The 26,692-nt window shown below is 65.1% G+C and carries 24 protein-coding genes; 6 read left to right on the top strand and 18 right to left on the bottom strand.

Features of this window, described 5'->3' with window-relative positions; translation table 11 throughout:
• Window positions 1-9: 9 nt before the first annotated feature.
• The 5 genes from J6595_RS18955 to J6595_RS18935 form a co-directional block, all read right to left on the bottom strand.
• A complete protein-coding gene (locus J6595_RS18955) occupies window positions 10-1,269 on the bottom strand; it encodes an aromatic ring-hydroxylating oxygenase subunit alpha (protein WP_425342180.1) in 1,260 nt (419 codons plus the stop codon).
• A gap of 108 nt (window positions 1,270-1,377) precedes the next feature.
• On the bottom strand, window positions 1,378-1,950 hold the full coding sequence (locus tag J6595_RS18950) for a sarcosine oxidase subunit gamma (protein WP_209596650.1): 573 nt from the start codon (window positions 1,948-1,950) through the stop codon (window positions 1,378-1,380).
• Window positions 1,943-4,954 carry a sarcosine oxidase subunit alpha family protein gene (locus J6595_RS18945; protein WP_209596648.1) on the bottom strand — a complete coding sequence of 1,004 codons (3,012 nt, stop codon included), beginning with the start codon at window positions 4,952-4,954 and terminating at the stop codon, window positions 1,943-1,945. Before J6595_RS18945 ends, J6595_RS18950 begins: the two co-directional genes overlap by 8 nt.
• A 12-nt stretch (window positions 4,955-4,966) precedes the next feature.
• A complete protein-coding gene (locus tag J6595_RS18940; RefSeq protein WP_209596646.1) occupies window positions 4,967-5,263 on the bottom strand; it encodes a sarcosine oxidase subunit delta in 297 nt (98 codons plus the stop codon).
• A gap of 326 nt (window positions 5,264-5,589) precedes the next feature.
• Window positions 5,590-6,843, bottom strand: a complete 1,254-nt coding sequence (locus J6595_RS18935) for a sarcosine oxidase subunit beta family protein (protein WP_209596644.1) — start codon at window positions 6,841-6,843, stop codon at window positions 5,590-5,592.
• Between the two features lie 390 nt (window positions 6,844-7,233).
• Here J6595_RS18935 and J6595_RS18930 point away from each other — a divergent pair, with 390 nt between their 5' ends.
• Entirely contained in the window at window positions 7,234-8,259 is a 1,026-nt protein-coding gene (locus tag J6595_RS18930; RefSeq protein ID WP_209596642.1) for a type I glyceraldehyde-3-phosphate dehydrogenase, read from the top strand.
• Window positions 8,246-10,525 (top strand): NADP-dependent malic enzyme, encoded by a 2,280-nt coding sequence (locus J6595_RS18925; protein WP_209596640.1) that lies wholly within the window; start codon window positions 8,246-8,248, stop codon window positions 10,523-10,525. Before J6595_RS18930 ends, J6595_RS18925 begins: the two co-directional genes overlap by 14 nt.
• A 190-nt stretch (window positions 10,526-10,715) precedes the next feature.
• On the opposite strand, the gene J6595_RS18920 is transcribed toward J6595_RS18925, so the two are convergent.
• Both J6595_RS18920 and J6595_RS18915 read right to left on the bottom strand, forming a co-directional pair.
• Window positions 10,716-10,988, bottom strand: a complete 273-nt coding sequence (locus tag J6595_RS18920) for a YiaA/YiaB family inner membrane protein (RefSeq protein ID WP_209596638.1) — start codon at window positions 10,986-10,988, stop codon at window positions 10,716-10,718.
• A gap of 80 nt (window positions 10,989-11,068) precedes the next feature.
• Window positions 11,069-11,740: a PspA/IM30 family protein gene (locus J6595_RS18915; protein WP_209596636.1), complete on the bottom strand. Its 672-nt coding sequence runs from the start codon at window positions 11,738-11,740 to the stop codon at window positions 11,069-11,071.
• A 118-nt stretch (window positions 11,741-11,858) separates the two neighbouring features.
• Here J6595_RS18915 and J6595_RS18910 point away from each other — a divergent pair, with 118 nt between their 5' ends.
• A complete protein-coding gene (locus J6595_RS18910; RefSeq protein ID WP_209596634.1) occupies window positions 11,859-12,455 on the top strand; it encodes a TetR/AcrR family transcriptional regulator in 597 nt (198 codons plus the stop codon).
• Window positions 12,456-12,717: 262 nt separating this feature from the next.
• On the opposite strand, the gene J6595_RS22780 is transcribed toward J6595_RS18910, so the two are convergent.
• From J6595_RS22780 to J6595_RS18875, 8 genes are all read right to left on the bottom strand, one after another.
• Window positions 12,718-12,840 (bottom strand): MFS transporter small subunit, encoded by a 123-nt coding sequence (locus J6595_RS22780; RefSeq protein ID WP_280891437.1) that lies wholly within the window; start codon window positions 12,838-12,840, stop codon window positions 12,718-12,720.
• A 13-nt stretch (window positions 12,841-12,853) separates the two neighbouring features.
• Window positions 12,854-14,275, bottom strand: a complete 1,422-nt coding sequence (locus J6595_RS18905) for an L-lactate MFS transporter (RefSeq protein WP_209596632.1) — start codon at window positions 14,273-14,275, stop codon at window positions 12,854-12,856.
• Window positions 14,276-14,491: 216 nt separating this feature from the next.
• Complete coding sequence (locus J6595_RS18900) at window positions 14,492-15,736, bottom strand: OpgC family protein (RefSeq protein ID WP_209596630.1); 1,245 nt, start codon at window positions 15,734-15,736, stop codon at window positions 14,492-14,494.
• An 18-nt stretch (window positions 15,737-15,754) separates the two neighbouring features.
• Window positions 15,755-17,545: a glucans biosynthesis glucosyltransferase MdoH gene (gene mdoH / locus J6595_RS18895; protein WP_209596628.1), complete on the bottom strand. Its 1,791-nt coding sequence runs from the start codon at window positions 17,543-17,545 to the stop codon at window positions 15,755-15,757.
• Window positions 17,546-17,684: 139 nt separating this feature from the next.
• Window positions 17,685-18,020, bottom strand: coding sequence for a hypothetical protein (locus J6595_RS18890; protein WP_209596626.1), 336 nt, complete (start codon window positions 18,018-18,020; stop codon window positions 17,685-17,687).
• A complete protein-coding gene (locus J6595_RS18885; protein ID WP_209596624.1) occupies window positions 18,002-19,642 on the bottom strand; it encodes an OpgD/OpgG family glucan biosynthesis protein in 1,641 nt (546 codons plus the stop codon). The genes J6595_RS18890 and J6595_RS18885 overlap by 19 nt, the downstream gene beginning before the upstream one ends.
• A 148-nt stretch (window positions 19,643-19,790) precedes the next feature.
• Window positions 19,791-20,759 carry an aldose epimerase family protein gene (locus J6595_RS18880; protein WP_209596622.1) on the bottom strand — a complete coding sequence of 323 codons (969 nt, stop codon included), beginning with the start codon at window positions 20,757-20,759 and terminating at the stop codon, window positions 19,791-19,793.
• Window positions 20,760-20,870: 111 nt separating this feature from the next.
• Window positions 20,871-21,317: a MarR family winged helix-turn-helix transcriptional regulator gene (locus J6595_RS18875; protein WP_245198852.1), complete on the bottom strand. Its 447-nt coding sequence runs from the start codon at window positions 21,315-21,317 to the stop codon at window positions 20,871-20,873.
• Between the two features lie 310 nt (window positions 21,318-21,627).
• Between J6595_RS18875 and J6595_RS18870 the strand changes: the two genes are divergently transcribed.
• Window positions 21,628-22,041, top strand: a complete 414-nt coding sequence (locus J6595_RS18870; protein ID WP_209596620.1) for a dihydrofolate reductase — start codon at window positions 21,628-21,630, stop codon at window positions 22,039-22,041.
• Here the strand turns inward: J6595_RS18870 and J6595_RS18865 are convergent, their stop codons facing one another.
• From J6595_RS18865 to pabB, 3 genes are read right to left on the bottom strand one after another with little or no spacing between them, the layout of a single operon-like run.
• Window positions 22,042-22,929 carry an aminotransferase class IV gene (locus tag J6595_RS18865; protein WP_209596618.1) on the bottom strand — a complete coding sequence of 296 codons (888 nt, stop codon included), beginning with the start codon at window positions 22,927-22,929 and terminating at the stop codon, window positions 22,042-22,044.
• Window positions 22,913-23,509, bottom strand: a complete 597-nt coding sequence (locus J6595_RS18860) for an anthranilate synthase component II (protein ID WP_209596616.1) — start codon at window positions 23,507-23,509, stop codon at window positions 22,913-22,915. The genes J6595_RS18865 and J6595_RS18860 overlap by 17 nt, the downstream gene beginning before the upstream one ends.
• Window positions 23,506-24,927, bottom strand: a complete 1,422-nt coding sequence (gene pabB, locus J6595_RS18855; protein ID WP_209596614.1) for an aminodeoxychorismate synthase component I — start codon at window positions 24,925-24,927, stop codon at window positions 23,506-23,508. The genes J6595_RS18860 and pabB overlap by 4 nt, the downstream gene beginning before the upstream one ends.
• Before the next feature lie 194 nt (window positions 24,928-25,121).
• On the opposite strand from pabB, the gene J6595_RS18850 reads away from it, so the two are divergent.
• Together J6595_RS18850 and J6595_RS18845 are read left to right on the top strand one after the other, a co-directional pair.
• Window positions 25,122-25,418 (top strand): hypothetical protein, encoded by a 297-nt coding sequence (locus J6595_RS18850; protein WP_209596612.1) that lies wholly within the window; start codon window positions 25,122-25,124, stop codon window positions 25,416-25,418.
• Window positions 25,419-25,679: 261 nt separating this feature from the next.
• Window positions 25,680-26,546, top strand: coding sequence for a sugar kinase (locus tag J6595_RS18845; RefSeq protein ID WP_209596681.1), 867 nt, complete (start codon window positions 25,680-25,682; stop codon window positions 26,544-26,546).
• Window positions 26,547-26,692: the final 146 nt, after the last annotated feature.

Raw genomic sequence — 26,692 nt, 5'->3', positions numbered from 1 at the left:
GCAGACCCTTCAGGCGACGGCGCGGGTTTCAGCCAGATGCGACAGCATCCGCCCGACATACCAGTTGACGAATTTTTCGACGAGCATCTCGGTGTGCGGCGAATAGGGGCCCTGCTGGTAGCCCGCCATCCGGGCGCCGTCCTGGCAGTAGCCGACGAGATCGGAATCCTGCTGGTTGGTCGCCATCCACACGCCGATGAGATTGTCGAGGTCGTAGTCGACGCCCTCGACCGCGTCCTTGTGGACCAGCCATTTGGTCCGAAGCAGCGAGTGCTCGGCGTCGATCGGCAGCACCGAGAAGACCACCGCGTGATCGCCCATGAAATGGTGCCAGGAGTTCGGCTGCGTCCAGAAATGCAGGCCGCCGGCCTTGGCGTTGGAGAGGTTGCCCATCAGCTTGTTGCAGGCGCGCTTGGTGTCCATCGTGTGGCTCTCGCCGGCGCCCGAAAGCGGCAGGCGCTCGGTTCGGAAGCCGGTGGCCATGTCGTCCAGCCGATCGACCTCGCGGGAGGGAAGGCCCGCGGCCTCCCAGTCGCGATGGTTGTCCTGCAGCATCGTCGCATATTGCGCGGCATGCTCTCGCTCGTCCTCGTCGAGCTCTTCCGGCGCAAAGCCGAAGCCGTAGGCGAAGAGCGGCACGGTCAGCTCGGGATGGTTCGCCCCGCAGTGATAGCATTCGCGGTTGTTCTCCATCGTCAGCTTCCAGTTGCCCGGCTCGATCAGGTCGTGGCTGTAGGCGATCTTGGTCTCGCGCAGGTTATGCGGCGCGAGATAGGGCGCCATGACGCGCTCCAGCTCGTCGAAATCCTGCGGCGGATTGTCGGCAAGGCAGATGAAGAGGAGACCCTCCAGCGAGCGGATGTGGACCGGCTTCAGCCCGTGGCAGGAGCGGTCGAAATCCTCGCCCATATGCTCGGCATGGATGAGATTGCCGGTCGTGTCGTAGACCCAGGAATGGTAGCGGCAGACGAGATTGCCGACGGTGGTCTTTGCCTCGTGCACGAGCCGGGCGCCGCGATGGCGGCAGACATTGTGGAAGGCGCGGACTTCGCCGTCGTCGTCGCGCAGGACGGCGATGGAGTTCTTGCCGATGTCGACGACCATGACGTCGCCGGGCTCCGGCACGTCGGGCTCGACGCCGACGAACAGCCAGTGCCGACCGAAGATCACCTCCATGTCGACGTCGTAGATATCCGGGTCCGTGTAGAAGGGCGCCTCGAGCGTGTAGCCCTTCTTGCGGTGCGTCAGGCGGGCGACGAGGTCGTTCATCATCATGGCTGCACCCTATCGGGGCCGGTTACCGGGCGCCGGCCGCGCCCCTGTTGTTCGGTTCTGCGTCTTTCCTCGGCCCCAGTCGGTGCCGGTCTCATGGTCGTGTCAGACGCCGTCCTTCGCGGCCTCGACGAGGAAGCCCTGAACGTAAGGGGCGAAGGACCGCCAGGTGGTGACGGTGAAGCGGTCGGCGGCAAGCCGCGCGAGCACGATCTCGGCCTTGCCGAGGAGCGTGCGCGTCGCAGAGCCGACGGGAAAGGTCTTCAACGAAAGATCGATCGGGCAGCCGGCATTGATCATCGCATCGGCGCCCGGGCCCTCGACAGAAAAACTCACGTCGCGATACGAAACGTCGACGAGCGAGAAGGCCGCGCCGGAGAGGGCGGCGGAAACCGCCTCGCAGCGCTCTTCCACCTCGTCGGCGGGAACGATGAGCATCCACTCGTCCGGGCCGAGATGCAGCGCATCGCGGGACGCTTCTCCGTCGCCACCTTCGCGGCGCGAATTGATCGGGCCGGACAGGTCGAAGCCGCCCAGATCGTTGCGGCCGGCGAGCGCCGCCGGTCTGATGCGCAGGGCAAGCCGGCCCTGCGGCCCGAGCGGCGTGATCTTCACGCCGGCATCCGAGGCGATCGGGGCGACGGTCGGCGCGCGCCTTGCCAGATTGAACTCAAGCATCGGCCGTCTCCCCCTTCACCTCGTAGAACGCGGCCTTGGAAATCACCGCCTCGGTGAAGCCCCCAGGCGTCGTCACATGGACCGTCTCGCCGATCCGCCCCCGGCCGCCCTCGATCAGCGCCATGGCAATCGAACGGCCGCAGTTCGACGAGGCGTAGCTGGAGGTGACGTGGCCGATCATCCTCATCGGGATCGGTCGATGCGGATCGTCCACTACCTGCGCGCCCTCGTCTATGACCTCGTCCGGATTCTTGGTCAGGAGCCCGACGAGCTGGCGGCGGCCTTCCGCCACCATGTCCGGCCGGGCGAGCGAGCGCTTGCCGACGAAGTCGGCCTTGACCTTCGAGACGAGACCGGAAAGGCCGAGATCGTCCGGCGTTACCGTGCCGTCGGTCTCCTGGCCGACGACGACATAGCCGACCTCGGCTCTGAGGACGTGCATCGCTTCGGTGCCGTAGGCCGTGATCCCGTGCTTGCCGCCTTCCTCGTAGAGCGCTTTCCAGACCGCCTCGCCGTAATCGGCGGGCACATTCACCTCGAAGCCCAGCTCGCCGGTGAAGGAGACGCGGAACAGCCGGCAGGGGACGCCGCAAACGAAGCCGCTCTGCACCGTCATGTGCGGGAAAGCCTCTTCCGAGAGGTCTATCCCCGAGACGAACGGCTCCAGCACCTTGCGCGCCTTTGGCCCCTGCAGGGCGATGACCGCCCACTGTTCGGTGATCGAGGTGAGGAAGACGTCGAGATCCGGCCATTCGGTCTGGAGATAATCCTCCATGTGGCGCAGGACGCGCGGCGCGCCGCCGGTGGTGGTGGTGACGTGGAAGCGGTCCTCGGCGAGGCGGGCGACGACGCCGTCGTCATAGACGAAGCCGTCCTCGCGCAGCATCAGCCCGTAGCGGCAGCCGCCAACCTTCAGCTTCAGCCAGGCATTGGTATAGATGCGGTTCATGAACTCGGCCGCATCCGGGCCGACCACCTCGATCTTGCCGAGCGTCGAGGCGTCGAAGATGCCGACGGCGTTGCGCACCGCCTTCGTCTCGCGGGCGACGGCGCCATGCATATCCTCGCCGGCCTGCGGGAAGTACTTCGCCCGGCGCCACAAGGCGACCGGCTCGAACACCGCGCCGTTCTTTTCCGCCCAGCCATCGATCGGCGTCTTGCGGACGGGATCGAAGAGCTCGTCCCGCGCCGGGCCGATCAGCGCGCCGAACGAGACGGGCGTATAGGGCGGCCGGAAGGTCGTGGTGCCGACGGCGGGCAGCGGCCGGTCGAGAATGCCGGCGACGAGGCCGAGGGCATTCATGTTCGATGTCTTGCCCTGGTCGGTCGCCATGCCGGTGGTGGTGTAGCGCTTGACGTGCTCGATCGATTCGAAGCCCTCGCGTACCGCCAGCCTGATGTCCTTGGCGGTGACGTCGTTCTGGAAGTCGACGAAGGCCTTGACCTTGGAGGCATCGGCGTCGGTCGGCAAAACGCGCACGGGCTGGAAGCCGGTGAAGGAAGCGGTCGCCTGCGGCGTCGAACCGGCAGCCGTATCGGTTGCGCCGGTCGCCGATCGCCCGGCGGCGAGGCCGTCGGCGATGACCGCCGCAAGATCGTAGATGCCGCGGCAGGCGCCGGCCGAGCGCTCGGCCTGGGCGGAGGTTCCCGGCACGAAGGCGTCGAGCTCGACGTCGAAGCGCAGCTTGCCGCGCGATTGCGAGAAGAGGTGAACCGAAGGCGTCCAGCCACCGGACATCGCGACGCAGTCGCAGGCAAGCGTCTGCTTCTCACCGATGGCGCCGTCAGGGTCGATGGGTGCCACGACGAGCCCGGAGACGCGCTTCTTGCCGAGGGCGCGGATCACCGTGTGGCCGCTGCGAACCGTGATGCCGGCATCTTTCGCCGTCTGGAGCTCCGGCCCGCAATCGGCTTCGAGGCGGATGTCGACGATCGAAACCCTTGCACCGGCGTTTTTGGCGTCGAGGGCGGTCTGGTAGGCCGAAGCCGACGAGGTGGCGACGACGATCTCGTTACCCGGCAGAACGGCCCAGCGATTGACGAAGGCGCGGACGCTCTCGGCCAGCATGATGCCCGGCCGGTCGTTGTTCTCGAACACCAGCGGCCGCTCATGGCTGCCGGTGGCGAGTACGACCTCGCCGGCCCGCACCTGCCACAGCCGCTCGCGGGCGAGGCCCTCGGGGGCGTCGGCGCGGTGGTCGGAGACCTTTTCCACCATGCAGACATGGTTGTGATTGTAGTACCCGAACGCCGTCGTGCGCGGCAGGATGACGACGTTTTCGCGGGCGTCGAGCGTCGAGACGCTTTCCGCCACCCAATCCATCGCCGGCTTGCCGTCGATCTTCGACGTCACATCGTTGAGCAGCGCTCCGCCGGGCTCTAAGCCTTCGTCGGCAAGGATGACGCGCTTTTCGCCATCGGCCGAGGCCGCGAGCGCTGCGGCGAGACCGGCCGGCCCGGCGCCGACGACGAGAACGTCACAGTGGGCGTGGCGGTTGGAATAGCGGTCGGCGTCCTTCACCTCCGGCGCCTCGCCGAGGCCGGCGGCGCGGCGGATCACCGGCTCGTAGACCTTGTCCCAGAAGGTCCGGGGCCACATGAAGGTCTTGTAGTAGAAGCCGGCGACGAAGACCGGGGAGAGGAGATCGTTCACCGCGCCGATGTCGGTTTCCAGCGACGGCCAGTGGTTCTGGGTCTTCACCACCAGACTGTCGCGCGCCTCGACGACGGAGGCGCGGTTGTTCGGGTCGCGGTAGCCGGGGCCACGATCGGCGCGCCAGTCGACCGAGAGAAGCGCGCTCGGCTCGTCGGAGCCGTGCGAGAGGATGCCGCGCGGCCGGTGATATTTGAACGAGCGGCCGGCGAGATGCTGGCCAGACGCCAGCAGCATCGAGGCGACGGTGTCGCCGGCAAAGCCTTCGAGGCGCTTGCCGTTGAAGGAGACGGAGAGTGGCCGCTTGCGGTCGATCCGGCCGCCGGAGGGAAGGCGAAAGGGCTGGCTCATGGTCGGCGCGCCTCAGGCTTTGGCGTTTTCGGGCGCGACGTCGGGACGGGGCGCGCCCATCTCGTAGGTCGCGACGAAGGCGTCGCTGACGGTGTCGCGCAGCGCGTTGAACCAGCGCCCGCAGCCATGGCCATGCAGCCAGCGCTCGGCGTGAACGCCCTTGGGATTGGTGCGGTAATAGAGGAACGAGCCCCAGTCGGCGTCGGCGATCTCGGCCGGCGTTTCCGGCCGGGCGATATGCGCCTCGCCGCCGCAGTGGAACTCCACCTCGGGCCGCTTGCCGCAATAGGGACAGTCGATCAGCAGCATGACGGTGCCCTCGCGATGGGGAGTGCGGTCGGGTGGAGGTGGTTCGGGTTGGATCGGACAGGGTTGCGTCGAGGCACCCCCCTCTGCCTGCCGGCATCTCCCCCACAAGGGGGGAGATCGGAGGTTTTGGGAGACGTCGCTTCACCCTCGATGTCTGCGCCAGGCTCGCCGGTGAAAAGCGTTCGCGGCGGCCATGCGAGATCGATCTCCCCCCTTGTGGGGGAGATGTCCGGCAGGACAGAGGGGGGTACGGCGCCGGAGCGCGGCGTTGCAAGCCCGGCAGGGCAGAGGGGGGTAACCGCACGCGCAGCCATCACACACTCCCCTCAATGCGCGACGGCGGCGGCCGCTGCCTCGTCGATCAGCCGTCCCGTCCGGAAGCGGTCGAGGCTGAAGGGCGCGTTGATCTTGTGGGGCTCGCCGGTCGCCAGCGTGTGGGCGAAGACATGGCCGGAGCCGGGGGTCGCCTTGAAGCCGCCGGTGCCCCAGCCGCAATTGACGAAGAGGCCCTCGATCGGCGTCTTGCCGAGGATCGGCGAGCGATCGGGCGTGACATCGACGATGCCGCCCCAGGAGCGCAGCATGCGCATGCGGCCGAACTGCGGGAAGAGCTCGCAGATTGCATCCAGCGTGTGGTTGATGATCTGGATGCCGCCCTGCTGCGAGTAGGAGACATACTGGTCGGTACCCGCGCCGATCACCAGCTCGCCCTTGTCGGACTGGGAGATGTAGGCGTGGACGGCGTTCGACATGACGACGCAGGGGAAGACCGGCTTCACCGGCTCCGACACCAGCGCCTGCAGCGGCACGCTCTCGACCGGCATCCTGAGGCCGAAGCGGCCCATGACGACGCCGGTATGCCCCGCCGCGACGACGCCGACGCGCTTGGCGCCGATCGTGCCCCTCGACGTCTCGACGCCGGCGACCGAGCCGTCGGGATGGCGCTTCAGGCCGAGGACCTCGCAGTTCTGGATGATGTCGACCCCGCGCGCGTCCGCGCCGCGGGCATAGCCCCAGGCGACGGCGTCGTGCCGCGCCGTGCCGCCGCGCCGCTGCAGCGCACCGCCGAGGACGGGATAGCGAAGCTCCGGCGAGATCGACAGCGGCGGGCAGTATGCCTTGCATTCTTCGGGCGACAGCCACTCATTGTCGATGCCGTTCAGCCGGTTGGCGTAGACGTGGCGCTTGAAGGAGATGACGTCGTGATGATTGTGCGCGAGCATCAGGACGCCGCGCTGGGAGAACATGACGTTGTAGTTCAGCTCCTGGGACAGGCCCTCCCAGAGCTTCATCGCGTGCTCGTAGAGCCCGGCCGATTCGTCGAAGAGGTAGTTCGATCGCACGATCGTGGTGTTGCGCCCGGTATTGCCGCCGCCGATCCAGCCCTTTTCGAGGACGGCGACGTTGGTCACGCCGTGAACGGTCGCGAGATAGTAAGCCGTCGCCAGACCATGGCCGCCGCCGCCGACGACGATCACGTCGTACTCCTTCTTCGGCTCCGGCGCCCGCCATTGCCGCTCCCAGCCCTGATGGCCGGAGGACGCTTCCTGAAGAAGGCTTTTCAGAGAAAAACGGCGCATGTTCGAACCCCGCTGACTGAGGCGGAGAATGCGCAGAATGACAGTTTCTTGACTAACTCAAATGCGAAGTAGAACGTTTTAAAAGCGACATCGATGACGTTTTTTTTGTCCTGCGCTCTATTGAGGCAGTCGGGCGGAATAAGACTTTAGTTTGAATGGCTTGGCGGTGAACGGCTTTGGTCTGTCGCTGTAGGGCGGTGGGAAGGGCCAGACCTGCACCGGCCTGTTCGAGCCGCTGCATGGCGTGGTTTCCGGCACCGACTTTGCTCTGGAAATTGTCCCCCGGACGCGATCGACGGGCGTTGCGCCATTCCATCAGCCAGCGAAACGTTTTACCTGCCGTATCAGAAAGCCGGCGATCAAAGTCTGCTCCCGCCGGGACAAGAGACCATGCGACCCACGACCCTTGCGCTGAACGGCTTCGGCCGCATCGGCCGCACCATCCTTCGAATCCTTGCGGCCGGCGGCAATGACGACCTCGAAATCGTCCTGATCAACGACATCGAGCCGCTCGAATCCTGCGCCTATCTGTTCGAATATGACAGCGTGTTCGGACCGTTTCGCGGAACGGTCGAGACCCGTCCGGGCACGCTTGTCGTCGACGGGCGCGATATCCCGTTTCATTCCGTTCGCGACATCCGAGAGCTCGACCTTTCCAACATCGACGTCGTCCTCGAATGCACCGGCCACAACGACGATCGTGAAACCGTCATACGCGGGCTTGCCGCCGGGGCGCGGTCGGTTCTGATCTCCGGCCCCTCGAAGGTCGCCGACGCGACGCTGGTGATCGGCGCCAACGAGGAGCGGCTCGGCGACGAACAGGTGATCTCCAACGCCTCCTGCACGACGAATGCGCTGGCGCCGCTTCTCAGTGTGCTCGACGAGGCTTTCGGTGTCGCGTCCGGCCAGATGACCACCGTTCATTGCTATACCGGCAGCCAGCCGACGGTCGACAAGCCGCGCGGCGATGCGGCCCGCAGCCGGGCGGCGGCGCTGTCGATGGTGCCGACGACGACCAGTGCCGGCCGGCTGATCGGCGATGTGTTGCCTCAGCTCGCCGGGCTGATCGAGGCCCGCGCCATCCGCGTTCCGACCGCCAGCGTTTCGGCCATCGACCTCACGGTCTCGACCCGGCGGCCGGCAAGCGTTGCCGCCGTCAACGCGCTCTTGCGCGAAAAGGCCGCGACGTCGCCGGTCTTCGGATGGACGGAACGCCCGCTCGTTTCCTCGGATTTGCGGGGGAGGTCGGAGTCGATCATCGTCGCCGGTCGTGAAACCTCGCTTGCAGGCGGGCTTCTGAGAGTGTTCGGTTGGTATGACAACGAATGGGGGTTTTCGTGCCGCATGCTGGAAATGGCACGGATGATCGCCCGACAAGAAAATCAGGGAAGAAAGACGCCCCATGTCCACGGATGACGCAAAGCCGCTGTCGAAACGCCAGGAAGCGCTCGACTATCACGAGTTCCCCAAGCCGGGGAAACTGGAGATCCGCGCCACCAAGCCGATGACGACCGGGCGCGATCTGTCCAACGCCTATTCGCCGGGCGTTGCCGAGGCGTGCCTGGAGATCGAGAAGAATGCCGCCGATGCCGCGCGCTACACGGCCAAGGGCAATCTCGTCGCCGTCATCTCCAACGGCACGGCCGTGCTCGGCCTCGGCAATATCGGCGCCCAGGCCTCCAAGCCGGTGATGGAGGGCAAGGCCGTCCTGTTCAAGAAGTTCGCCGGTGTCGACTGCTTCGATATCGAGGTGGACGAGACCGATCCCGAAAAGCTCGCCGAGATCGTCGCCAGCCTCGAGCCGACCTTCGGTGCGATCAATCTGGAAGACATCAAGGCGCCCGACTGCTTTCTGGTCGAGCGGCTGTGCCGGGAGAAGATGAAGATCCCGGTCTTCCACGACGACCAGCACGGCACGGCGATCGTCGCCTCGGCGGCGGCGGTGAACGCGCTGCGGGTCGCGAAGAAGGACATCGCCGACATCAAGATCGTCGCGCTCGGCGCGGGCGCGGCCGGCATTGCCTGCCTGAAGATGTTCCTGGTGATGGGGGCGACGAAAGACAATATCACCATGCTCGACTCCAAGGGCGTCGTGCACAAGCGGCGCAACGATCTTTCGCCTGAAAAGGCCGAGTTCGCCCGCGACACCGAAATGCGCACCACCCTTGAGGCGATGGAGGGGGCCGATCTCTTCCTCGGCGTTTCCGGCCCGGGGCTTCTGACCAAGGAGATGGTGGGCAGGATGGCGGACAATCCGATCATCTTCGCGCTGGCCAATCCGACCCCCGAGATCATGCCGGAGGAGGCAAGAGAAGCTTCGCCCGGCGCGCTGATCGCCACCGGCCGGTCGGACTATCCGAACCAGGTCAACAACGTCCTCTGCTTTCCCTTCATCTTCCGCGGCGCGCTCGACGTCGGCGCGACGACGATCAACGACGAGATGAAGCTGGCCTGCGTCGAGGCGATCGCCGGGCTCGCCCGCGAGACGGCTTCGGCCGAGGTCGGCCATGCCTATCGCGGCGAGCGGCTGTCCTTCGGGCCGGACTATCTGATCCCCAAGCCCTTCGATCCGCGGCTTCTGCCGACCATCGCCCATGCCGTGGCGAAGGCGGCGATGGAATCGGGCGTCGCGACGCGGCCGATCGATCTCGAAGCCTACAGCGTCAGCCTGAATGCGCAGGTCTATCGCTCCTATTCGGTGATGCGGCGGGTGTTCGACGCCGCCAAGGCCTCCAGCCGGAGGATCGTCTTTGCCGAGGGCGAGGACGACCGGGTGCTGCGCACGGCCCAGGCGATGGTCGAGGAGACGGCGGACCGGCCGATCCTGATCGGCCGGCCGGACGTCGTGAACGCGCGGCTCGAACGCGAAGGCCTGAAGATCCGCGCCGGCGTCGATTTCGAGATCGTCAATCCGGAGGACGATCCGCGCTACCGCGATTACTGGGGCACCTATTACGAGCAGATGCACCGTCGCGGTGTCTCGCCCGATCTCGCCCGCGCGGTGATGCGCACCAATACGACGGCGATCGCCGCCGTCATGGTCCATCGCGGCGAGGCAGACAGCATGATCTGCGGCACCTTCGGCGAATATCGCTGGCACCTCAACCATCTGACCCAGATCCTGGCCAACGGGCATCTGCACCCGGTCGCGGCGCTCTCCTTGATCATTCTCGACAAGGGGCCGCTCTACATCGCCGACACCCACGTCCACATGACCCCGGATGCGGGGCAGGTGGCCGAGACGGTGATCGCGGCGGCGCGCCATGTGCGCCGTTTCGGCATCGAGCCGAAGATCGCCCTGTGTTCGAGCTCGCAGTTCGGAAATCTCGACAATGAATCGGGCCGGGTGATGCGCGGCGCGCTGAAGATCCTCGACGAAAAGCCGCTCGACTTTGCCTATGAGGGCGAGATGACCACCGACACCGCGCTCGACGCGGAGTTGCGCGACCGGCTGTTTCCGGGAGGGCGGCTCGAGGGGCGGGCGAACGTTCTCGTCTATGCCAATTCGGACGCTGCCGGCGCCGTGCGCAACGTCCTGAAGTCGGTGGCGGGCGGCCTCGAGGTCGGGCCGATCCTGATGGGGATGGGCAACCGGGCGCATATCGTGACCCCGGGCGTCACCGTGCGCGGCCTCCTGAACACCGCAGCGCTCGCGGGGTCGGCGGTCTCGAGCTACGGCTGACTGACATAGGAAAGCGGCAGCGACCGGGGGAAATCGCTGCCGCGGGCCGAAGAGACTGGTGGGGCGGAAAGCCTCTTCGACCGAACTTGAACCTCTTGCGCGTGGTCGCTTCGTTCACGCGGGAGCCCTGTTTGATCGCGCCGCTCGCCTGTCGGGGCTATCGCCGGGTGTGGCGAGCGGCAGGGCGCGATCAGGCGCCGGCGTAGTTGCCGAGCATCTTTTCCGTGCGCATCTCGTCCTGGCGGGCCGCCTCCTTGCTGGCCTCCTCGGCATCGCGCAGCGTCTTGGTGACGGTGACCGTCGTGTGGACCAGCATGATCGCGGCCATGGCGTAGAAACCCTTGGCGGCAAAGCTCGCTTCGAGGAAGTAGATGCCGCCCGCCATCATGCAGGCCGCGACGATGAAGGCCGCGACGGTGAAGAGGGAGAAGGCGTTGCTCGGGATGGTCTTGATGTCGTTCATGGGTCTGTCCTGTCTGGTGGGTTCATGAAGTCCGGGAACGTGTTGCGGCTGCCGGGTCGATGTCTCGCCGGCCTGTCGGCTCACTGTGCCTCGATCCGCTGGCGCAGCCGCTCGATGACGGCGACGGCCGAGTTCGGGCGGGCCGGGCCGCAGCCGGCTTCGGCCAGTCTGTCGACGATCGGGCGCCCGGCGCCGCTCTCGTGATCTGCAAAGGCCGCGTCTTCGGCTGACTGCGCGGTTTCAATCCGCGCCAGCGTCTGTTCGGCCTCGCCGAGGCGCGAAAGCCGGGCCGTCCCGGACGGGCCGCCGAGCCTTCTTGCCTGTGCGCGGGCCGAGACGAGATCGCGGCCGAGACAAAGGCGGCGAAGGCGCGCTTCGCAATCACGCAGCTGCGGCCGGCGCCGGGCGATCTCGTTGCGAAGAAGCTCGACACCCTTGCGGGCGAGGTCCCGTTCCGCTTCCAGCTGGGCGATCTCTTCGGCGCCTTCCCTGGCGAGGTCGTCTCGCCCCTTCTCGATGGCCGCAACGACGCGGCCTTCGAGATCCTCTATGGTCTGCGTCAGACGATGCAGCCTTGCTTCGTCCCGGCCGAAACTTGCTTCGGTGATCGCCAGAGCTCGCCTGGCATTGTCGAGAGCGCTCGCGGCATCGCGGATCTGCTGGCTGAGGATCGTCGTCGCGTTGCGCGCGGCGATCATTTCGGCGCTTTCGTGGGCGCGTCCCCGGGCAATGGTGGTCATCAGTTTGAACATGATGGCGGTTTCCGTTTTCTCGATAAGAGCATTGCTCCTAAACGAAACATACTATGGATTTCGACCCGGTCAAGTCGTAAAAGAGCGTTGCTCTTAAAATTTTTCAGAGGAAATACCGATGCCGCGTGGGCCCGTTCGAGACATTGACGAAGTGCGCGGAGACGTCATCGCCGCGGCCGAAAGGCTGATCGTCGAGCGCGGGGTGAGGGCGCTGCGACTGCGCGATGTCCTTGCCCTTTCCGGTGTCTCGAACGGCCAGCTCTATGGCGCCTTCGCCTCTCTCGACGAGGCCATCCTGTCGGTGAACGCGAAGACGCTGGGGCGGCTGGAGGAGAGGCTGCAGCGTGGAGCCGTCGAGGACGATCCCGCCGATCGCCTTGTCGCATTCGCCCGGCTTTATCTTCGCTTCGCGCTCGAGGAGACGCCGCTGTGGCGAGCGCTGTTCGAATTCGAATCACAGGAAGAGAGCGCGCTCGATGCGCAGTTGCGCGGTGATCAGGCCCGGCTCTTCGAATATCCGGGGGCCTCGCTTGCCGCGCTTTATCCCGATCTGGGCGAGACGGAAGTCCTGCTGCGCGCCCGCACGCTGTTCTCGGCCGTCCACGGCATCGTCTCGATCTCGCTCGAAAGCCGCTATTCGGGCGTCAATGCTGAGCGGTTGGAGGAGGAGCTGACCGGGCTCGTCGCGGCCGCGATCCGGGGCTATGGCGCGTAAGCCCATGAGAGCGCCGGGCGTCCAAATGGACGCGAAAAGGACGCTCTGACGTACTGAATCGACGCATCGTGCTTTTCGAAAATCGATTCCGGTTTGTCGGGCCGATGCTGTAGCGCGTCGGGTGTCGCTTGCCTGGCCGCCCGACACTGGTTGATGCTTTCGGGCAAGAGAAAGGGCGGCCCCTATGATCGAGGCCGCCCTTCGCGCTTGTGGATGATCGAGGTCGCGGGACCTCAGGCGGATGCCCTCGGCCCGCAAGCGCCTACTGGAACAGCGCCAGCGCGTTGATCAGCGTCGTGATGATCCCCCAGGCGAGGGGAATGCCGACGAAAGCCCAGGCGAGGGCCAGCTTGACGTTCATCGAATTCGATGCACCGTTTGCCATGTCTTGTCTCCCCTCAGGCTCGGCTCGGAGCCGGCTCGGCTTCCATGTGGTGGCGCTCGTCCACCGGCTTCATCATGAAGTTCAGGACGAAGCCGACGGCGAGCAGACCCGCCATGATGTACATTGTCACCGTATAGGCATCGGCCTTCGCCACACCGGAATCGATCTGATACTGGCGAATGTAGTTGACCAGCGAGGGGCCGACGATGCCGGCGGCCGACCATGCCGTCAGAAGCCGGCCATGGATCGCGCCGACATACTGATTGCCGAAGACGTCCTTCAGATAGGCCGGGATGGTGGCGAAACCGCCGCCATACATCGACAGGATGATCCCGTAGAACACCACGAACAGCACGATAGAGCCCATCTGGCCGGTGGTCGGCACGAGGGCGTAGAGGACGATGCCGAGGGCGAAGAAGATCATGTAGGTGTTGCGGCGGCCGATATAGTCCGACGTCGAGGCCCAGAAGAACCGCCCGCCCATGTTGAACAGCGAGAGCAGGCCGACGAAGCCGGCCGCGGCCGCGGCCGTGACGCCAGCCGTCACCACGCCGTCTGCGCCTGTCACCGCCGGGAACATTTCCTGGATCATCAGCGATGCCTGGCCGAGAACGCCGATGCCGGCGGTCACGTTCAGGAAGAGAACGCCCCAGAGCAGCCAGAACTGCCGCGTCTTCAGCGCTTCGTCGACATGGACGTTTGCGGTGGTGATCAGGCCCTTGGACTGCTTCGGTGCGACATAGCCTTCCGGCAGCCAGCCCTTCGGCGGGACGCGGACGATCGTCGCGCCGACCATCATGTAGATGAAATAGACGATGCCGAGCACCACGAAGGCGAAGGCGACGCCGCCCATGCCCATGAGCCAGACCGACAGTGGCGAGGCGATGAAGGCGCCGCCGCCAAAGCCCATGATGGCCATGCCCGTCGCCATGCCGGGGCGATCGGGGAACCAGCTCATCAGCGTCTTGACCGGCGAGATGTAGCCGAGGCCGAGCCCGCAGCCGCCCAGAACGCCGTAGCCGAGATAGACCAGCCACAGCTGATGCCAGGCGACGCCCAGCGAGGCGACGATGAAGCCGCCGCCGAACAGTGCCGCAGCCGCGGCCATGGTCTTGCGCGGGCCGACCTTTTCCACCCACGTGCCGCCGAAGGCGGCCGCAAGGCCGAGAAACAGGATCGCGATCGAGAAGATCCAGCCGAGCGAAGCGATCGACCAGTCATCGGCGCCGGGCACCTTGACCCCGTCCGCGCCCGTCGTCGCGTGCAACAGGCTGAGCGGCTTGTTGAATACCGAAAAGGCGTAGACCTCGCCGATACACAGATGCACGCACAGCGCCGCGGGCGGAACCATCCATCGATTGAAGCCGGGTCCGGCCACGGTTCGCTCTCTGGCGAACCATCCCCCTCCCGTCGTTGTTGCAGCGCCAGCTACCATGGCATTTCACTCCCCAAATGGCCTTTTGCCAGCGGGGACTTTAGCGAGAAATATTCATATAACAATATGACTTATTGCTGCCTGCCATCCTGAGCAGGGGACAACTCTCAATCCGGGCCGGCGGCGGTCGCAAAGCGCTGCCTCGGCGATGCCGGTCAGGCGTGAGCACCGCCTCGTGCCGGAACGATCAGCGAGTCGTTTCGATGCCCGAGGCAATCATTCGGCGGGCGTGACACTGCCTTGGCCGAGCTTGGATCCCGCTGCTCGACGCGGATCCTGACCGGCTTTCGCGCCTGCGGAAAGTTCGGCGCGCGTCGGGTCGATGGCGCGACCTGCCGTCGGCCCCAGGGCGACCTTCTGGGCGACGGCCCACCAGTCGAGAAAGCGTGCCAGCGCAAACAGGATTGCGATGCCCGCGCCGATCATGAGCGTATCGGCGAGGAAATGCGGTGTCCGGTCGTTCTTGATCACCTGCCCCATCAGCGACATCACGGTGCCCGCGGCAAAAACCGGCAGCGAGTGCCGGCCCAGCATGGCCAGCGGATTGTCGCGCTTCACCGTGGAGAAGGGCGACGTCGCCGAAGCGTTCGCGAAGAGGTAGACGATGGCGATGATGTGCAGAAGCCTCGGCAGGCTCACATAGGTCTTGTCGAAACCGGTCAGGAGAACCGGAAAAGGCAGCGCCGCCCACCAGGACCACAGATTGAAACGGATGGTGAGGAAGGCGATCATGCAATAGGCGCCCGCCGCCGCGATCAGCCAGGGGTGGAACGGCACGGCATAGCCGCGCTCGATTCGCTGGAAGCCGCAGTAAAGGCCGAGCGCGAAGATCAGCTGCCAGGCGACCGGGTTGAAGAACCAGCCGCCAGGGAGCGGATAGTTCGGCAGGTCGATGGCGAAGACATAGGCGAGGAGCCAGACCACCGCCGAAACCCCGAGCATCAGGTTGAGGCTGATGCGCGCAATGAACAGCAGCGCCGGGAGCATCAGCAGCAGGACGGCGTACATCGGCAGGATGTTCACATAGCCGAGCTGGTGGGTCATCGTGGCAAAGCCGATCATCGTCTCGACCGGCGAAGCGATGAACTGCGAAAGGCCGATGCGCGACAGGAGCTCGCCATGGCCAAGGGCGAGGGCGCCCCAGGAATAGATGCCGAGCGCCAGCGTCGACAGCATCAGCTGGACCATGACGAGGACGCCGGAGCGCCGAAACGCCTTGAGGGTCGAAACCAGTTCGTGCCCTGCGAAGAACAGCCGGCCATAGGCAAAGGCCGACGCAAAGCCCGCCAGAAAGACGAACAGCTCGGCGGCGTCGGAAAATCCGAAGTTCCGCGAGGTGAAGTTCTCGTAGAGATTGCCCGGGATGTGATTGATGAAGATCATCACCAGGGCAACGCCCCGCCAAAAATCGACACGATGGTCACGGCCCGAAGGGGCGCGGAGCGAGGCAGCACTGGTCATCTGGTTTTTCGTCGGGGCTCACGCAGGGTCGGGCAACGCCTCAGAGCGCTCCATCGTGGTTTTCTGAGGGCGGGCCGTCCGCTCCAGCGCCGCCACGCGCGAACGCCATTCGGCGCTCGCCCGGATCACCGGTTCGGGATGCGCCTCGAAGGGCGTGGTGAAGAGGCCGAGACGCCTGAGAACGTCGCCCAGCGCCGGATTGCCCGTCAGGCTGATGATGAAGGGCGCTCCGACGAGCGGCAGCGCGATCGGCAGCGTCCAGAGCATCAGGTCGGGCGCATAGGCATAGGTCGCGTAAAGGACGATCGCGCCGGCAAGGACCATCCACCAGGAGGCCCGGAAGGCCACGGATACCGGCATGTAGTCGTCGTCGCGGTCGGTCGACGGCCAGCCCGCATCCGCGCCGATGAGGATCTCGTAGACCGCCTTGGACTGGAACATCATCATGATCGGGGCGAGAATGCTGGTCACGATCAACTCGACGAAGGCGCTGGCCAGAACGATCGCGGATCCGCCGAAACCCTTGCGACGGCTGGTGAAGGCCGAGCCGAAGGCGATCAGCGTCTTCGGCAGGAGAAGCAGGACGAAGATGCCGAAGAGCAAAAGCAGCGCCTTGTTGGTCTCGGGCTGCGGAAAGACCGGAAACAACGAGTTCGCAGGGAAATAATTGGGCTCGGGCGCGAGAACAGGGTCGAGCAGGCTGACGATCAAAAACATCAGCCAGATCGGGGACGCGAGATAGGCCATGATGCCCGCGATCAGAGACATCCGGCTCCAGCTCTTCAGTCCGGGTGCGGGCAGCAGCCTTGCGTGCTGAAGGTTGCCCTGACACCAGCGCCGGTCGCGCTTGGCATATTCGATGATGTTGGAGGGCGCTTCCTCGAACGATCCTTCCAGATCGGGATGGACGCGGACCTTGTATCCGGCGCGTGCCAGAAGGGCGGCCTCGACGAAATCGTGGCTGAGGATATGGCCGCCGAAAGGCGGCTTGCCCGACAAAGTGGGCAGACCGCAGCTGGCCGCAAAGGCGCGCACCCGGATGATGGCATTATGCCCCCAGAACGGACCCTCGCGCCCTTGCAGGGCGGCGATCCCGCGCGAGAAGATCGGCGAGAACAGCGCCGCCGAAAACTGCAGCGCGCGCCCGAAAGGCGTGCGGCGGCCAATGATCAGGGGCTGGCTCTGCAGAAGCGCGAGCTCGGGATCGGTATCCATGCGGCGGACCATCTCGACGATCGTCTCCGCCCGCATCAGACTGTCCGCGTCGAGGATCAGCATGTAGTCGTAGGCGCCGCCATTGTTGGTGACGAAATCGCCGATGTTCCCGGCTTTGCGCCCGACATTCTGGTCGCGGTGCCGATAATAGAGCCGACCGCCGGCGCTCAGTTCCCGCACCAGAAGGTCGTGCAGCTCGCGTTCATGGGCGACGTTTTCGGGCTTCGTCGAATCCGACAGGATGTAGAAGTCGAACCGGCCGTGCTCGGGCGTCTTCTGGATTTCCTCGTACATCGCGGCGACGCGCGCGAAGACGGCTCCGACATCTTCGTTATAGACCGGCATCAGGATCGCGGAGCGGCTCTGCGCATCGCCCTGAGGTTCGATGACGTCCGGCGTATCCTGGCTGAATATGCCGACAAGGGCCGTATTGAAGCCCCAGGAGAGCCACAGGCAACAAATCAGCAAGAGGCCGATCTGGACGAAATGCAGGTTGGTGATGCCGTTGGCGGTGACGACGACGAAGAAAAGCCAGGCGGCGAGAAAGGCAAGCGCCACGGCGGCAAACACGAATACCAGTCGGCGTAGGGCCATCGAAACGTCCATCAGTCCTGCAAGCCAGCAAACGACGACACCGGCGCGAGCGCCGGTGTCGTCAGACAAGCCTTACCGCCCGTCTCCAGATACGAAGGGCTGCGGTAAGTACAATGCGCCCCGCAACCTGTCCTGCGGGTTAACCACGGGTCCAGGAGAACCGGAACTGCGAGAGAGAAAGCCCGCGGCGCTGTTCGCCCCGCGTCAGAGCCTGGGGCGGCATAGACAGCCGAACCGTCGGTGCCGGAACCTGAATGGTACGCAAGAACGAGACGGCCTCGGCATCGCCGGAAAGCGCCGCGCTCACGATGCTGTCGGCCTGCTCGACCGAGCGGTTGCACGACGCAAGCCGATCCTTGATGGCGTCGACCACGACGTCGTCGGAAAGGTCGGCGCGGCCGATGATGGCACCGCAGTTCATGTCATCGCGTACGGAATGATCGTTTGGGAGGATCGTCATGTCGTACTCGTCCATTGATATAGCCACGTTTCGCTTACAATGCGTTGCAGCATGGAAAGTTTCACGCGAAGTTCCACAGGTTGCGAATCTTCTCGTTCAATTTCGAGCGCGATGCGCCATCCGCCGTCGGGCAGGCGCGACACGCTGCTGTCGAGAAGGCGCGCATTGGACGGAACGTCGATCTGCGGCTCGAGGGACGCGTCGTCCGGCAGATTGTGGATCGAACCGCCGGTAAAATTGATCGCAAAGCGGCGGCTCGTCGGGTTGTCCTTGGCTTCGGCCGCATTGCCGCCGATGCCGACATAGGTGCCCGAGACACGGGCCATCAGGGTCTCGTCCTCGGTCGAAAGTCCCCATTTCATCCGGTAGCGGAATTCCATGGACTTGCCGGCCGAAGCCTTCTCCTCCGGCACCCAGAAGGCGACGATGTTGTCGTTCGCTTCCGAATCGGTCGGGATCTCGACGAGTTCGATGGTGCCGTTGCCCCAGTCGCCGAGCGTTTCGATCATCAAGGACGGGCGCAGGTCATATCGCGCCTCGGTATCCTGATAATGGCTGAAGTCGCGATCGCGCTGAAGCAGACCGAAGCCGAGCGGACTGCTTTCCTGGAAATAGGAAAGGGCTAGCGTCTGGGGGTTCTTCAGCGGCCGCCAGAGTTCCTCTCCGCTCGCGCGCCTCACGAAGAGGCCGTCACTGTCGTGAACTTCGGGCCGGAAGTCCTCATGGTCGCTGTGGTCGTTCTCGCCGAAGGTGTACATGGAGGTCAGCGGCGCGATGCCGAGCCGCGTGATGTCGGTCCTCGGGTACAGTCTGCAGGTCGTTTCGATCGTCGTCGTATGGCCGGGCGTGATGACGAAGAGATAGGCGCCGGTCAGGCTCTCGCTGTCGAGCTCCGCCATGATGCGGATCGAGCTGTCCGAAGGCTGCGGCTGGTCGATGTAGAAGGCGGTAAAACGCGGAAACTCTTCGGTCTCCGAGGTTGCCGTATTGATCGCAAGACCACGCGCCGACAGCCCGTACCGGGTGCCGCTGCCGAGCGCGCGAAAATAGCTCGCGCCGAGAAACGTCACCAGTTCGTCGAAATAATCCGGCCGCTGCAAGGGCGCGTGGATTCGAAATCCCGCAATGCCCGCGAGCTTGAGCGACTGGAACTTGGACGGATCGAGGGGCGGGCGATATTCGAAGTCCGACGCGTCGAAGACATGCGGCTCATACACGCCGCCAGTGCCGATGAAGATCTTCGTCGTGTCCTTGAACACCCAGCCCGGATAAAAGGCCTGAAGATGGAATTCACCGGGTTCCGTGCGCCACAGCGCATGATCCGGACGGAAGCGGATCGCACGGTGCTGGTCGTAGCTGAGATTTGCGATGATGTCCGGCAGGGAGGAATCGGGCGCCTTGTAGTCCTCCTTCGCCTGCTGCTGCATCCGGGCGGAGAGCGCGTCGAAGGTGAAAGGCTGCGCCTGCGAGCCGACGGCCGTGTTTTCCTCTGCCGGCTGCTTGGGAGACTGCTCCTGGGCGAATGCATTGCTCGCCAGGGAAAGGGAAGCTGGAATCAGCGAGCTGCAGCTTGCGGCCAGACCCAGCTTGAGGGCCGATCGGCGCGAGACGTTACGCGGTCTATTCGAAACAAACATCTGATTTTACGGTCAATTTGCAGTAGAGGGCTGCATCGAAGTTACCCACAAACGATATCGTTGAACAGCGATATCGCAGCGCAGCAGAGAATTAATTCGCACTTGCGTTAACCGTCAGCCCGAAACCGGCGCGATATTGCCTTGGCGATCATGAACCCTGGATGAACCGATACCGCGAGACGGAGCGGTAGGTCTCGCCGGGAAGCAGCAGGGCGGTGGGGAAGCTCGGGCGATTTGGCGCGTCCGGCCAGATCTGCGGCTCGAGCGCGAGCCCTGCGAAGGCCTCGATCGGCCGTCCGTCCGCGTGGCTCTGGCTGCCGTCGAATTTCGCTCCGTCATAGACCTGCAAGCCGGGTTCGGTGGTCGTCATTTCGAGCGTCCAGCCGCTGCGCTCCGACCGAAGCGTGGCCGCCGGGCGCGGGTTCATGCTGCGATGCGAATAAAGACAGAAATTGTGGTCGAGCCCTTCGGGCCGATCCGCAAGGCGACGGCCTTCGCAGAAATCGAAGCGCGTACCGGCGACGGAGGCGATTTCCCCGGTCGGCATCGTCGTCTCGTCGACCGGCAGATAGTGCCCCGCCGGGACCGTCAGATCGTGGCCGAGAACGTCGCCCGTGCCATCGAGGTTGAAGTAGAGATGCGAGGTGAGATTGGCGATGGTCGGTCGATCGGTGACGGCCTCATAGGCGATTTCGAGCGCGTCGCCGGCAAGTACGGTGAAAATGGCCCTTGCATAAAGGTTCCCCGGATAGCCGTCGTCGCCGTCCTTGGCGGTCGTCGTCAGAACTGCGCGGGAGGGCGAGCGCTCCAGGATCGACCATTCCTGGGTCGAGAAGCCACCGGTTCCGCCATGCAGATGATTGACGCCGTCATTGATCGACAGCTGGTAGGATCGTCCGGCAAGGTCGAAGCGGCCGCGGGCGATGCGATTGGCGAAGCGCCCGACGCTGGCGCCGGCATAGGATTGGTTCGCCGCCCCGTATTGGTCGAGCGGCATGCTCAGAACCATCGAATGGGGGGCACCACGAGGCCTGATGCTGACGACCGAGGCGCCAAGGGCGAGAATTTCGACGGCCATGCCGTCTTTTTCGATGATGATGGTTGGAGAGTCGCTCAAAATGCCTGTCCGTCCGTTCGTTTCCAGCACGCTGCCAGATAGCACCGAATGCGCCGGGACGAAGACGTCGCATCAGATCCAAACGAAGTATTTTGGCTTGGGAGCCCCGGCTCAGCGCAGGCGGCGCAGCTTCTGGCTCAAAATATCTCCAGCCCGATAGAGGGAATCGTCCAGCATGGAGATTTCTTCCGCGCTAAGCGCCGAAGTCAGGTCCGCCTCGAGCTTCGACCAGATCTCGCGGACGTTGCGCTGCGCCTCGAGCCCAGCGGGTGTGAGATGCACCATGGTGCGGCGGGCGTCGCGAGCGTTGGCCGAGCGGGAAACCAGTCCCCGTTCGATCAGCCGATCCAGCATCTTGGAAACCGTCGAGGGCCGAACGGCCAACAGCTCCGCGAGGGTGGAAACATTCACGGGATTTTCGACCTCGAGCCGGTCCAGCAACTGGTCCTGGCCGGGATGAAGATCGATTCGGGCCAGCAGGATCGTCAGAAACGCGCGTGTCGACTTGGCGATCGACAGGAGCGAGGGAACAATGACGGGGGGCGCTGGGGAGAGCATGCTGCGATGTTTCACTTCCATCTGGATGGGAATCTCTTCCCCGCATATTCGGCCAATAGGCGGGCGCGATCATTTAAATGCTTTACTTATCGCCAATGAGTTGGCGCCAATCGCCCCTATGGAGCCTGAATTCTTCGACGGCCAAGTCTATTGATGCGATGGGCATGCGCCGCGAACAGCAACCGGACCGATTGCGGCGAATCAGCCGTCTCGGCCTCCATGCCGTCCGATTCTCATCCTCGACTCTTGGCAAACGCTCAAAATGGCGTTTGGGTCCGCATAGGCTGAAATGACGTTGAAAGGGCGAGGCTTGGCGGATGTGAGGGTGATCTGCGCGATCGGCAGAAGCGGTCAATTGGGCCTGAATGGCGAAATGCCGTGGGAAGGGCGAACCGAGCGGGCTTTCATCGAGGATGTGGAGCGTTTCTTCGAGATCACCCGGGGCCACGTTCTGATCGCCGGGCCGAAGACGGTCGCGTCGTTTCCCGATTTTGCCCGCAAGGAGCGCGAGATCGTGACGATCCGCTCGCATGAGGCGCCGGACGAAGTGCTGTCGCGATTTGAAGGCCGCGTCGTTTATGTCGGGGGCGGCCCATCGGTCTGGTCGGCCTATGCGCCCCATGTCCGGCATTGGGACATCAACACGCTGCCCTTCGACGGCGAGGCCGACACCTGGTTCGACCCCATGTGGCTGCTGGCCGGCGGCACGGTGCGCCGGAGCTGATCAGTCCGCGGGCGCGAGGGCCGCGAGCGAGGCGCCGTATTCGCGCGGGTCGCGGCCACACTCTGCCTGGATCGCTTCGCATAACCGCGTCGCCAATGCGAGGATGGCAGGGTGCTTCGGCAGCGTCTTGCCGTCGAGGCTGGCGACGGGGGCGATCAGGCGCAGGCTGTTGGTCGCAAAAACCGCTGCGCCTGCGGGAATGTCCGGCGAAATCTCGCGCTCTTCCACCCTAAGCCCGGCGGCATCGGCATCGGCGATGATCCAGCTGCGTGTGATGCCGGGCAGCACGCCTTCCGACAGAGCGGGCGTCGACAGGCGGTCCGACTGCAAGAGGAAGAGGTTGGCGAGGTTCGTCGAGGCGATCCGTCCGGCGCCGTTCAAAAACAGCGCGTCGTCGGCGCCGGCGGCTTTCGCGGCCTCGGCGGCAAGGACGGCGTCGAGATAGGAGAGCGTCTTCACCCGCGAGGTCGGCGAGGTCTCGTTGCGCCGGATCGCGGCGGTCGCAAGGGCGACCGGCCGGAACATCAGCGCGGGGGCGAGCGGCGCATAGCTTCCGAGAATCGTCGGTTTTGGCGCTGCCGGAAAGGCGAGGCCGCGCGGGGCGGGGCCGCGCGTCACCGTCAGCCGGATCGAGCCGTCGCCGCATCGGCCGGCGAGCGCGGCCATGGCCGATCGCAGCAAGGCGGTCTCGGCGGGGATCTGCAGGGTCGAACAGGCCGCCGCGAGCCTTGCAAGATGATCCTGGCGGCGGAACACCCGGCCGTTCAGAACGAGAGCCGTGTCGAAGACGCCGTCGGCGAGGAGCAGGCCACGGTCGTTCGCATCGATCGCGCCTTCGCTCGGGCGGAACGTTCCATCCCGCCAGATCACCTCAGCGCTCTGGGGCATGGAACCGCCGCGCCAGATCGAGGAAGTTCGCGACCATCCGGTCGCCGTCCTCGGTGAGAATGGATTCCGGATGGAACTGGACGCCGAAGGTCGGATGCTTGCGATGGGAAAGGGCCATGATCTCTCCCTCCGATGACCTGGCGTCGATGGACAGACGCGCGAGCATGTCCTCGGTGTCTTCGACGATGAGCGAATGGTATCGCCCGACATCGGCCGTGTCGGCAAGTCCGGCAAAGAGCCCGGTGCCGGCGTGGCGGATGGTGGATGCGCGGCCGTGCATGGGGCGGATGGCGCGGGTGACGTTGCCGCCGAAGACTGCTCCGATGACCTGATGGCCGAGGCATATTCCAAGGATCGGGAGGGTGCCGGAAAGTCTCGCCACGAGGTCTATCGAGATGCCCGCGTCCTTCGGCGCACAAGGGCCCGGCGACACGACGATGGCATCCGGCGGGTCCGCCGCGATCGCTTCGACGGCGACGGCGTCGTTGCGGACGACCGTCGTCTCGGCGCCGAGGCGGATGAAGTAGCGGGCGACGTTGAAGACGAAGCTGTCATAGTTGTCGATGACGAGAACCCTCACTGCAGGCCCTCGCCGCCGCCGTCGCCGTCGTCGTCGCTGCCGAACGCCGCGAAGACGCGCGTCGCCTTGGTAAAGGTCTCCTCGTATTCGGCGGCGGGATCGGAGAGCACCGTGATGCCGCCGCCGGCCGAGAGCTTCGCCTCGCCCTTTTCGAAGCTGACGGTGCGGATCGCGATGTTGAGATCCATCGTCCCGTCGAAGCCGATATAGCCGAGCGAACCGCAATAGGGGCCGCGCGCCGTGTTCTCGATTTCCGTGATGATGTCCATGGCCCGAATTTTCGGCGCACCGGTGATCGAGCCGCCGGGAAAGGCCGCGGCGATCAGATCCGTCGCGTCGCGTCCCTCGGCGAGCCTGCCGGTGACGACCGAGACGAGATGATGGACCGCCGCATAGCTCTCGAGCCCGCAAAGGACCGGCACCTCGACCGAATCCGCCTCGCAGACCCGCGCGATGTCGTTGCGCAGAAGATCGACGATCATCACGTTTTCCGCCCGGTCCTTTTCCGAAGCGAGGAGCTCTGCGGCAAGGCGCTCGTCCTCGGTCCGGTCGGCGGAGCGTTTGGCCGTTCCCTTGATCGGCCGGGCTTCCACGACCCCTTTTGAAACGCTCACGAAGCGCTCGGGCGAAGACGAGGCGACCTGAAGATCGCCGAAATCGAAAAAGCCGCCGAAGGGGGCGGCATTGGTCCGGCGGAGTTTGAGATAAAGCCGGAACGGGTCGAACCCCGCGGGCGTCGCGGCGGTAAAGGTCTGGGCGATGTTGGCCTGGAAGATGTCGCCGTCGAGAATGTATTCCCGAACTCGCTCGATACCTTGCCTGTAGCGAGGCGCGAAGAAGTTCGAACGCCAGCGAAACGAGCCGGGCGACGCCGCCGCTGCTGCGCCGGGCTCTGGCAACGGCGCCGCGAGCTTGTCTGAAAACGCCGCCAGCCTTGCCTCGGCGCGATCGGCCCTCGCGCGTTCGCCGGGTTCCGGGTGCCCGGTCGAGACGAGGAATGCGCGGCGCTCCGACAGGTCGAAGGCGAGAACCGTATCGTAAAGGCCGAGGCGGATCGTCGGCTTTTCCGGGTCGAGATCGGCCGGTTTGGCGAGCGTTTCGAGATGGTGGCCGAAATCGTAGGCGATCATTCCCATCGCACCGCCCTGAAACGGCGGAAGACCCGGCATCACCTGCGCGGCGAAGCGGCCGAGCAGGGACTTCAGCGCCGCGAGCGGGGTGGCCTTCAAAGGCTCGCCATCGAGCCTTGGCCCAGCCGCGTCGACGGTGAAGACCGCGAAAGGATCGGCCGCGACATAGGAATATCGACCGAGCGCCGGGTGAACCATGGCGCTGTCGAGGAATGCGAGCCTGCCGAGATCGCGCAATTTTTCTGCGGCGATCTCGGGTGGCTGAAAGGGAATCTCGCGGGTCCGCATGGCCTGGAGTTGGACAGGATTTCAGGCGCCCGTCAAACCGTTCGATCGAACCGCAGGCTCTGGCGGGGATGGAGAACGGCGCCGCGGCTCTTGCCGATCGGTCAGACACATCTGATTGATCACATTTGGCTTATCGCGGCCGGACTGCAGATTGGGTGGTTGAAGTGGACAGGTCCAACACCCGGAGTTTCCTGATGCGTCCCATCGCCTTTGCCCCCGCGCTCCTTGCCCTGTCGGCTCTCGCCGCATGCACGGCTTCCACGCCTTATCCCAACAACACGCCGATTGTCGGCGCCCGCGTCTCAGCCAATCCCTATCGGCCGGGCACTCCGGAATTTTGCCGGCAATATGCCCGCCAGACCGCCGCAAACGCCTATGAAAACCGCGTCGATCGCGGCGAGGACGGTTTCGGGGTCCGAGCCCTGACGCGCCAGAGCGCCGAGCGAAGCGGCGACCGCGCCTATCGCCGCTGCCTGACGGGCCGTCGGTAACGAGCGGGAGAGGGCGAAAGCCGTCGTGACGCTCGACGGGTGTACCGTCCCGATCTCCGCTGCTACAGCATCGGCCCGAAAATCGGAATCGATTTTCGGAAAGCACGATGCGTCGATCGGGACGCTTGGAGCGTCCATTCTGCGTCCTGTCGGACGCATGGCGCTCCAGGCATCTGATCCGGAACCGTCGGATTCGAGCCTGTTGGAGCAGCTGTCTTGAGTGGATCGCAGCCGTCACGCTTCGTGGCGATCGGGGAATGCATGGTGGAATTGTCCGTCGCCGGCGACGGGCTCTATCGCAGGGGATTTGCCGGCGACACCTTCAACACGCTCTGGCATTTCGCGCGCAACGCCCCGGCGGGCTGGCGGGCCGCCTATCTGACGGCGCTCGGCACCGACACGATGTCGGACGAAATGCTCGGCTTCTTCGACGCGGCGGGGATCGAGACGGATGCCGTGCGGCGGATCGAAGGCGCGTCGCCGGGCCTCTACATGATCCATCTGAGAGACGGCGAACGGTCCTTCTCCTATTGGCGCGACATGGCGGCCGCGAAACGGCTGGCCGACGACGAGGCGCATCTCGACCGGATCTTCTCGTCCGGTGACGCCTTCTACTTTTCCGGCATAACCCTTGCGATTCTGCCGAAGGCCGGCCGCAAGAGGCTTCTGGAGCGCGTCGAGCGTGCGCGCGCGTCCGGCAAGCTGGTGGCCTTCGATCCCAACATCCGGCCCCGCCTCTGGCCGGACACCGCGACCGCGAAAGCCGCGATCGAGGCGGCGGCCAAAGTATCGACCCTGTGCCTGCCGAGCTTCGACGACGAGCGCGCCGCCTTCGGCGACGAAACGCCCGAGGCGACCGCCGCGCGCTATCACGGCCTCGGTGTCGGCGAGGTCGTCGTCAAGGATGGCGGCGGCGCGGCCTTGGTGTCGTGGGGCGACGGTCGGCAGAGCGAAACGGTAGCCTGCGTTCCGCCGAAACAACTCGTCGACACGACCGGCGCCGGCGACAGCTTCAACGCCGCCTATCTCGCAGCAAGGCTCGGCGGCATCGGGCCGATGGAGGCAACGCTCGCCGGCCATCGGCTGGCCTCGCATGTCGTCGGGGGGCACGGGGCGCTGGTCGGGTAGGGAGCCAGAAGGCCCGCAGGCCTTGGGTAGGGTTCCGATCGTTCGGACCTGCGCGAACGAGGCGAGCCCCGAGATGTCACCTTGTCGGGCTCGCCGGCCGGTCAGTCCCCCTCATCCTGAGGTGCCGCCGAAGGCGACCTCGAAGG

The sequence above is a fragment of the Jiella mangrovi genome (assembly GCF_017815135.1).
GTDB lineage: Bacteria > Pseudomonadota > Alphaproteobacteria > Rhizobiales > Rhizobiaceae > Jiella > Jiella mangrovi.
The sequence above is the reverse complement of the archived record's forward strand: the minus strand, read 5'-3'. Positions and strand labels throughout refer to the sequence as shown.

Bases quoted from the DNA above. Each gene is read 5' to 3' on its own strand.
- J6595_RS18955 (WP_425342180.1), bottom strand. From the start codon at position 1,269: ATGAACGACCTCGTCGCCCGCCTGACGCACCGCAAGAAGGGCTACACG.
- J6595_RS18950 (WP_209596650.1), bottom strand. From the start codon at position 1,950: ATGCTTGAGTTCAATCTGGCAAGGCGCGCGCCGACCGTCGCCCCGATC.
- J6595_RS18945 (WP_209596648.1), bottom strand. From the start codon at position 4,954: ATGAGCCAGCCCTTTCGCCTTCCCTCCGGCGGCCGGATCGACCGCAAG.
- J6595_RS18940 (WP_209596646.1), bottom strand. From the start codon at position 5,263: ATGCTGCTGATCGACTGTCCCTATTGCGGCAAGCGGCCCGAGGTGGAG.
- J6595_RS18935 (WP_209596644.1), bottom strand. From the start codon at position 6,843: ATGCGCCGTTTTTCTCTGAAAAGCCTTCTTCAGGAAGCGTCCTCCGGC.
- J6595_RS18930 (WP_209596642.1), top strand. From the start codon at position 7,234: ATGCGACCCACGACCCTTGCGCTGAACGGCTTCGGCCGCATCGGCCGC.
- J6595_RS18925 (WP_209596640.1), top strand. From the start codon at position 8,246: ATGTCCACGGATGACGCAAAGCCGCTGTCGAAACGCCAGGAAGCGCTC.
- J6595_RS18920 (WP_209596638.1), bottom strand. From the start codon at position 10,988: ATGAACGACATCAAGACCATCCCGAGCAACGCCTTCTCCCTCTTCACC.
- J6595_RS18915 (WP_209596636.1), bottom strand. From the start codon at position 11,740: ATGTTCAAACTGATGACCACCATTGCCCGGGGACGCGCCCACGAAAGC.
- J6595_RS18910 (WP_209596634.1), top strand. From the start codon at position 11,859: ATGCCGCGTGGGCCCGTTCGAGACATTGACGAAGTGCGCGGAGACGTC.
- J6595_RS22780 (WP_280891437.1), bottom strand. From the start codon at position 12,840: ATGGCAAACGGTGCATCGAATTCGATGAACGTCAAGCTGGCCCTCGCC.
- J6595_RS18905 (WP_209596632.1), bottom strand. From the start codon at position 14,275: ATGGTAGCTGGCGCTGCAACAACGACGGGAGGGGGATGGTTCGCCAGA.
- J6595_RS18900 (WP_209596630.1), bottom strand. From the start codon at position 15,736: ATGACCAGTGCTGCCTCGCTCCGCGCCCCTTCGGGCCGTGACCATCGT.
- mdoH (WP_209596628.1), bottom strand. From the start codon at position 17,545: ATGGCCCTACGCCGACTGGTATTCGTGTTTGCCGCCGTGGCGCTTGCC.
- J6595_RS18890 (WP_209596626.1), bottom strand. From the start codon at position 18,020: ATGGACGAGTACGACATGACGATCCTCCCAAACGATCATTCCGTACGC.
- J6595_RS18885 (WP_209596624.1), bottom strand. From the start codon at position 19,642: ATGTTTGTTTCGAATAGACCGCGTAACGTCTCGCGCCGATCGGCCCTC.
- J6595_RS18875 (WP_245198852.1), bottom strand. From the start codon at position 21,317: ATGCTCTCCCCAGCGCCCCCCGTCATTGTTCCCTCGCTCCTGTCGATC.
- J6595_RS18865 (WP_209596618.1), bottom strand. From the start codon at position 22,929: ATGCCCCAGAGCGCTGAGGTGATCTGGCGGGATGGAACGTTCCGCCCG.
- pabB (WP_209596614.1), bottom strand. From the start codon at position 24,927: ATGCGGACCCGCGAGATTCCCTTTCAGCCACCCGAGATCGCCGCAGAA.
- J6595_RS18850 (WP_209596612.1), top strand. From the start codon at position 25,122: ATGCGTCCCATCGCCTTTGCCCCCGCGCTCCTTGCCCTGTCGGCTCTC.
- J6595_RS18845 (WP_209596681.1), top strand. From the start codon at position 25,680: ATGGTGGAATTGTCCGTCGCCGGCGACGGGCTCTATCGCAGGGGATTT.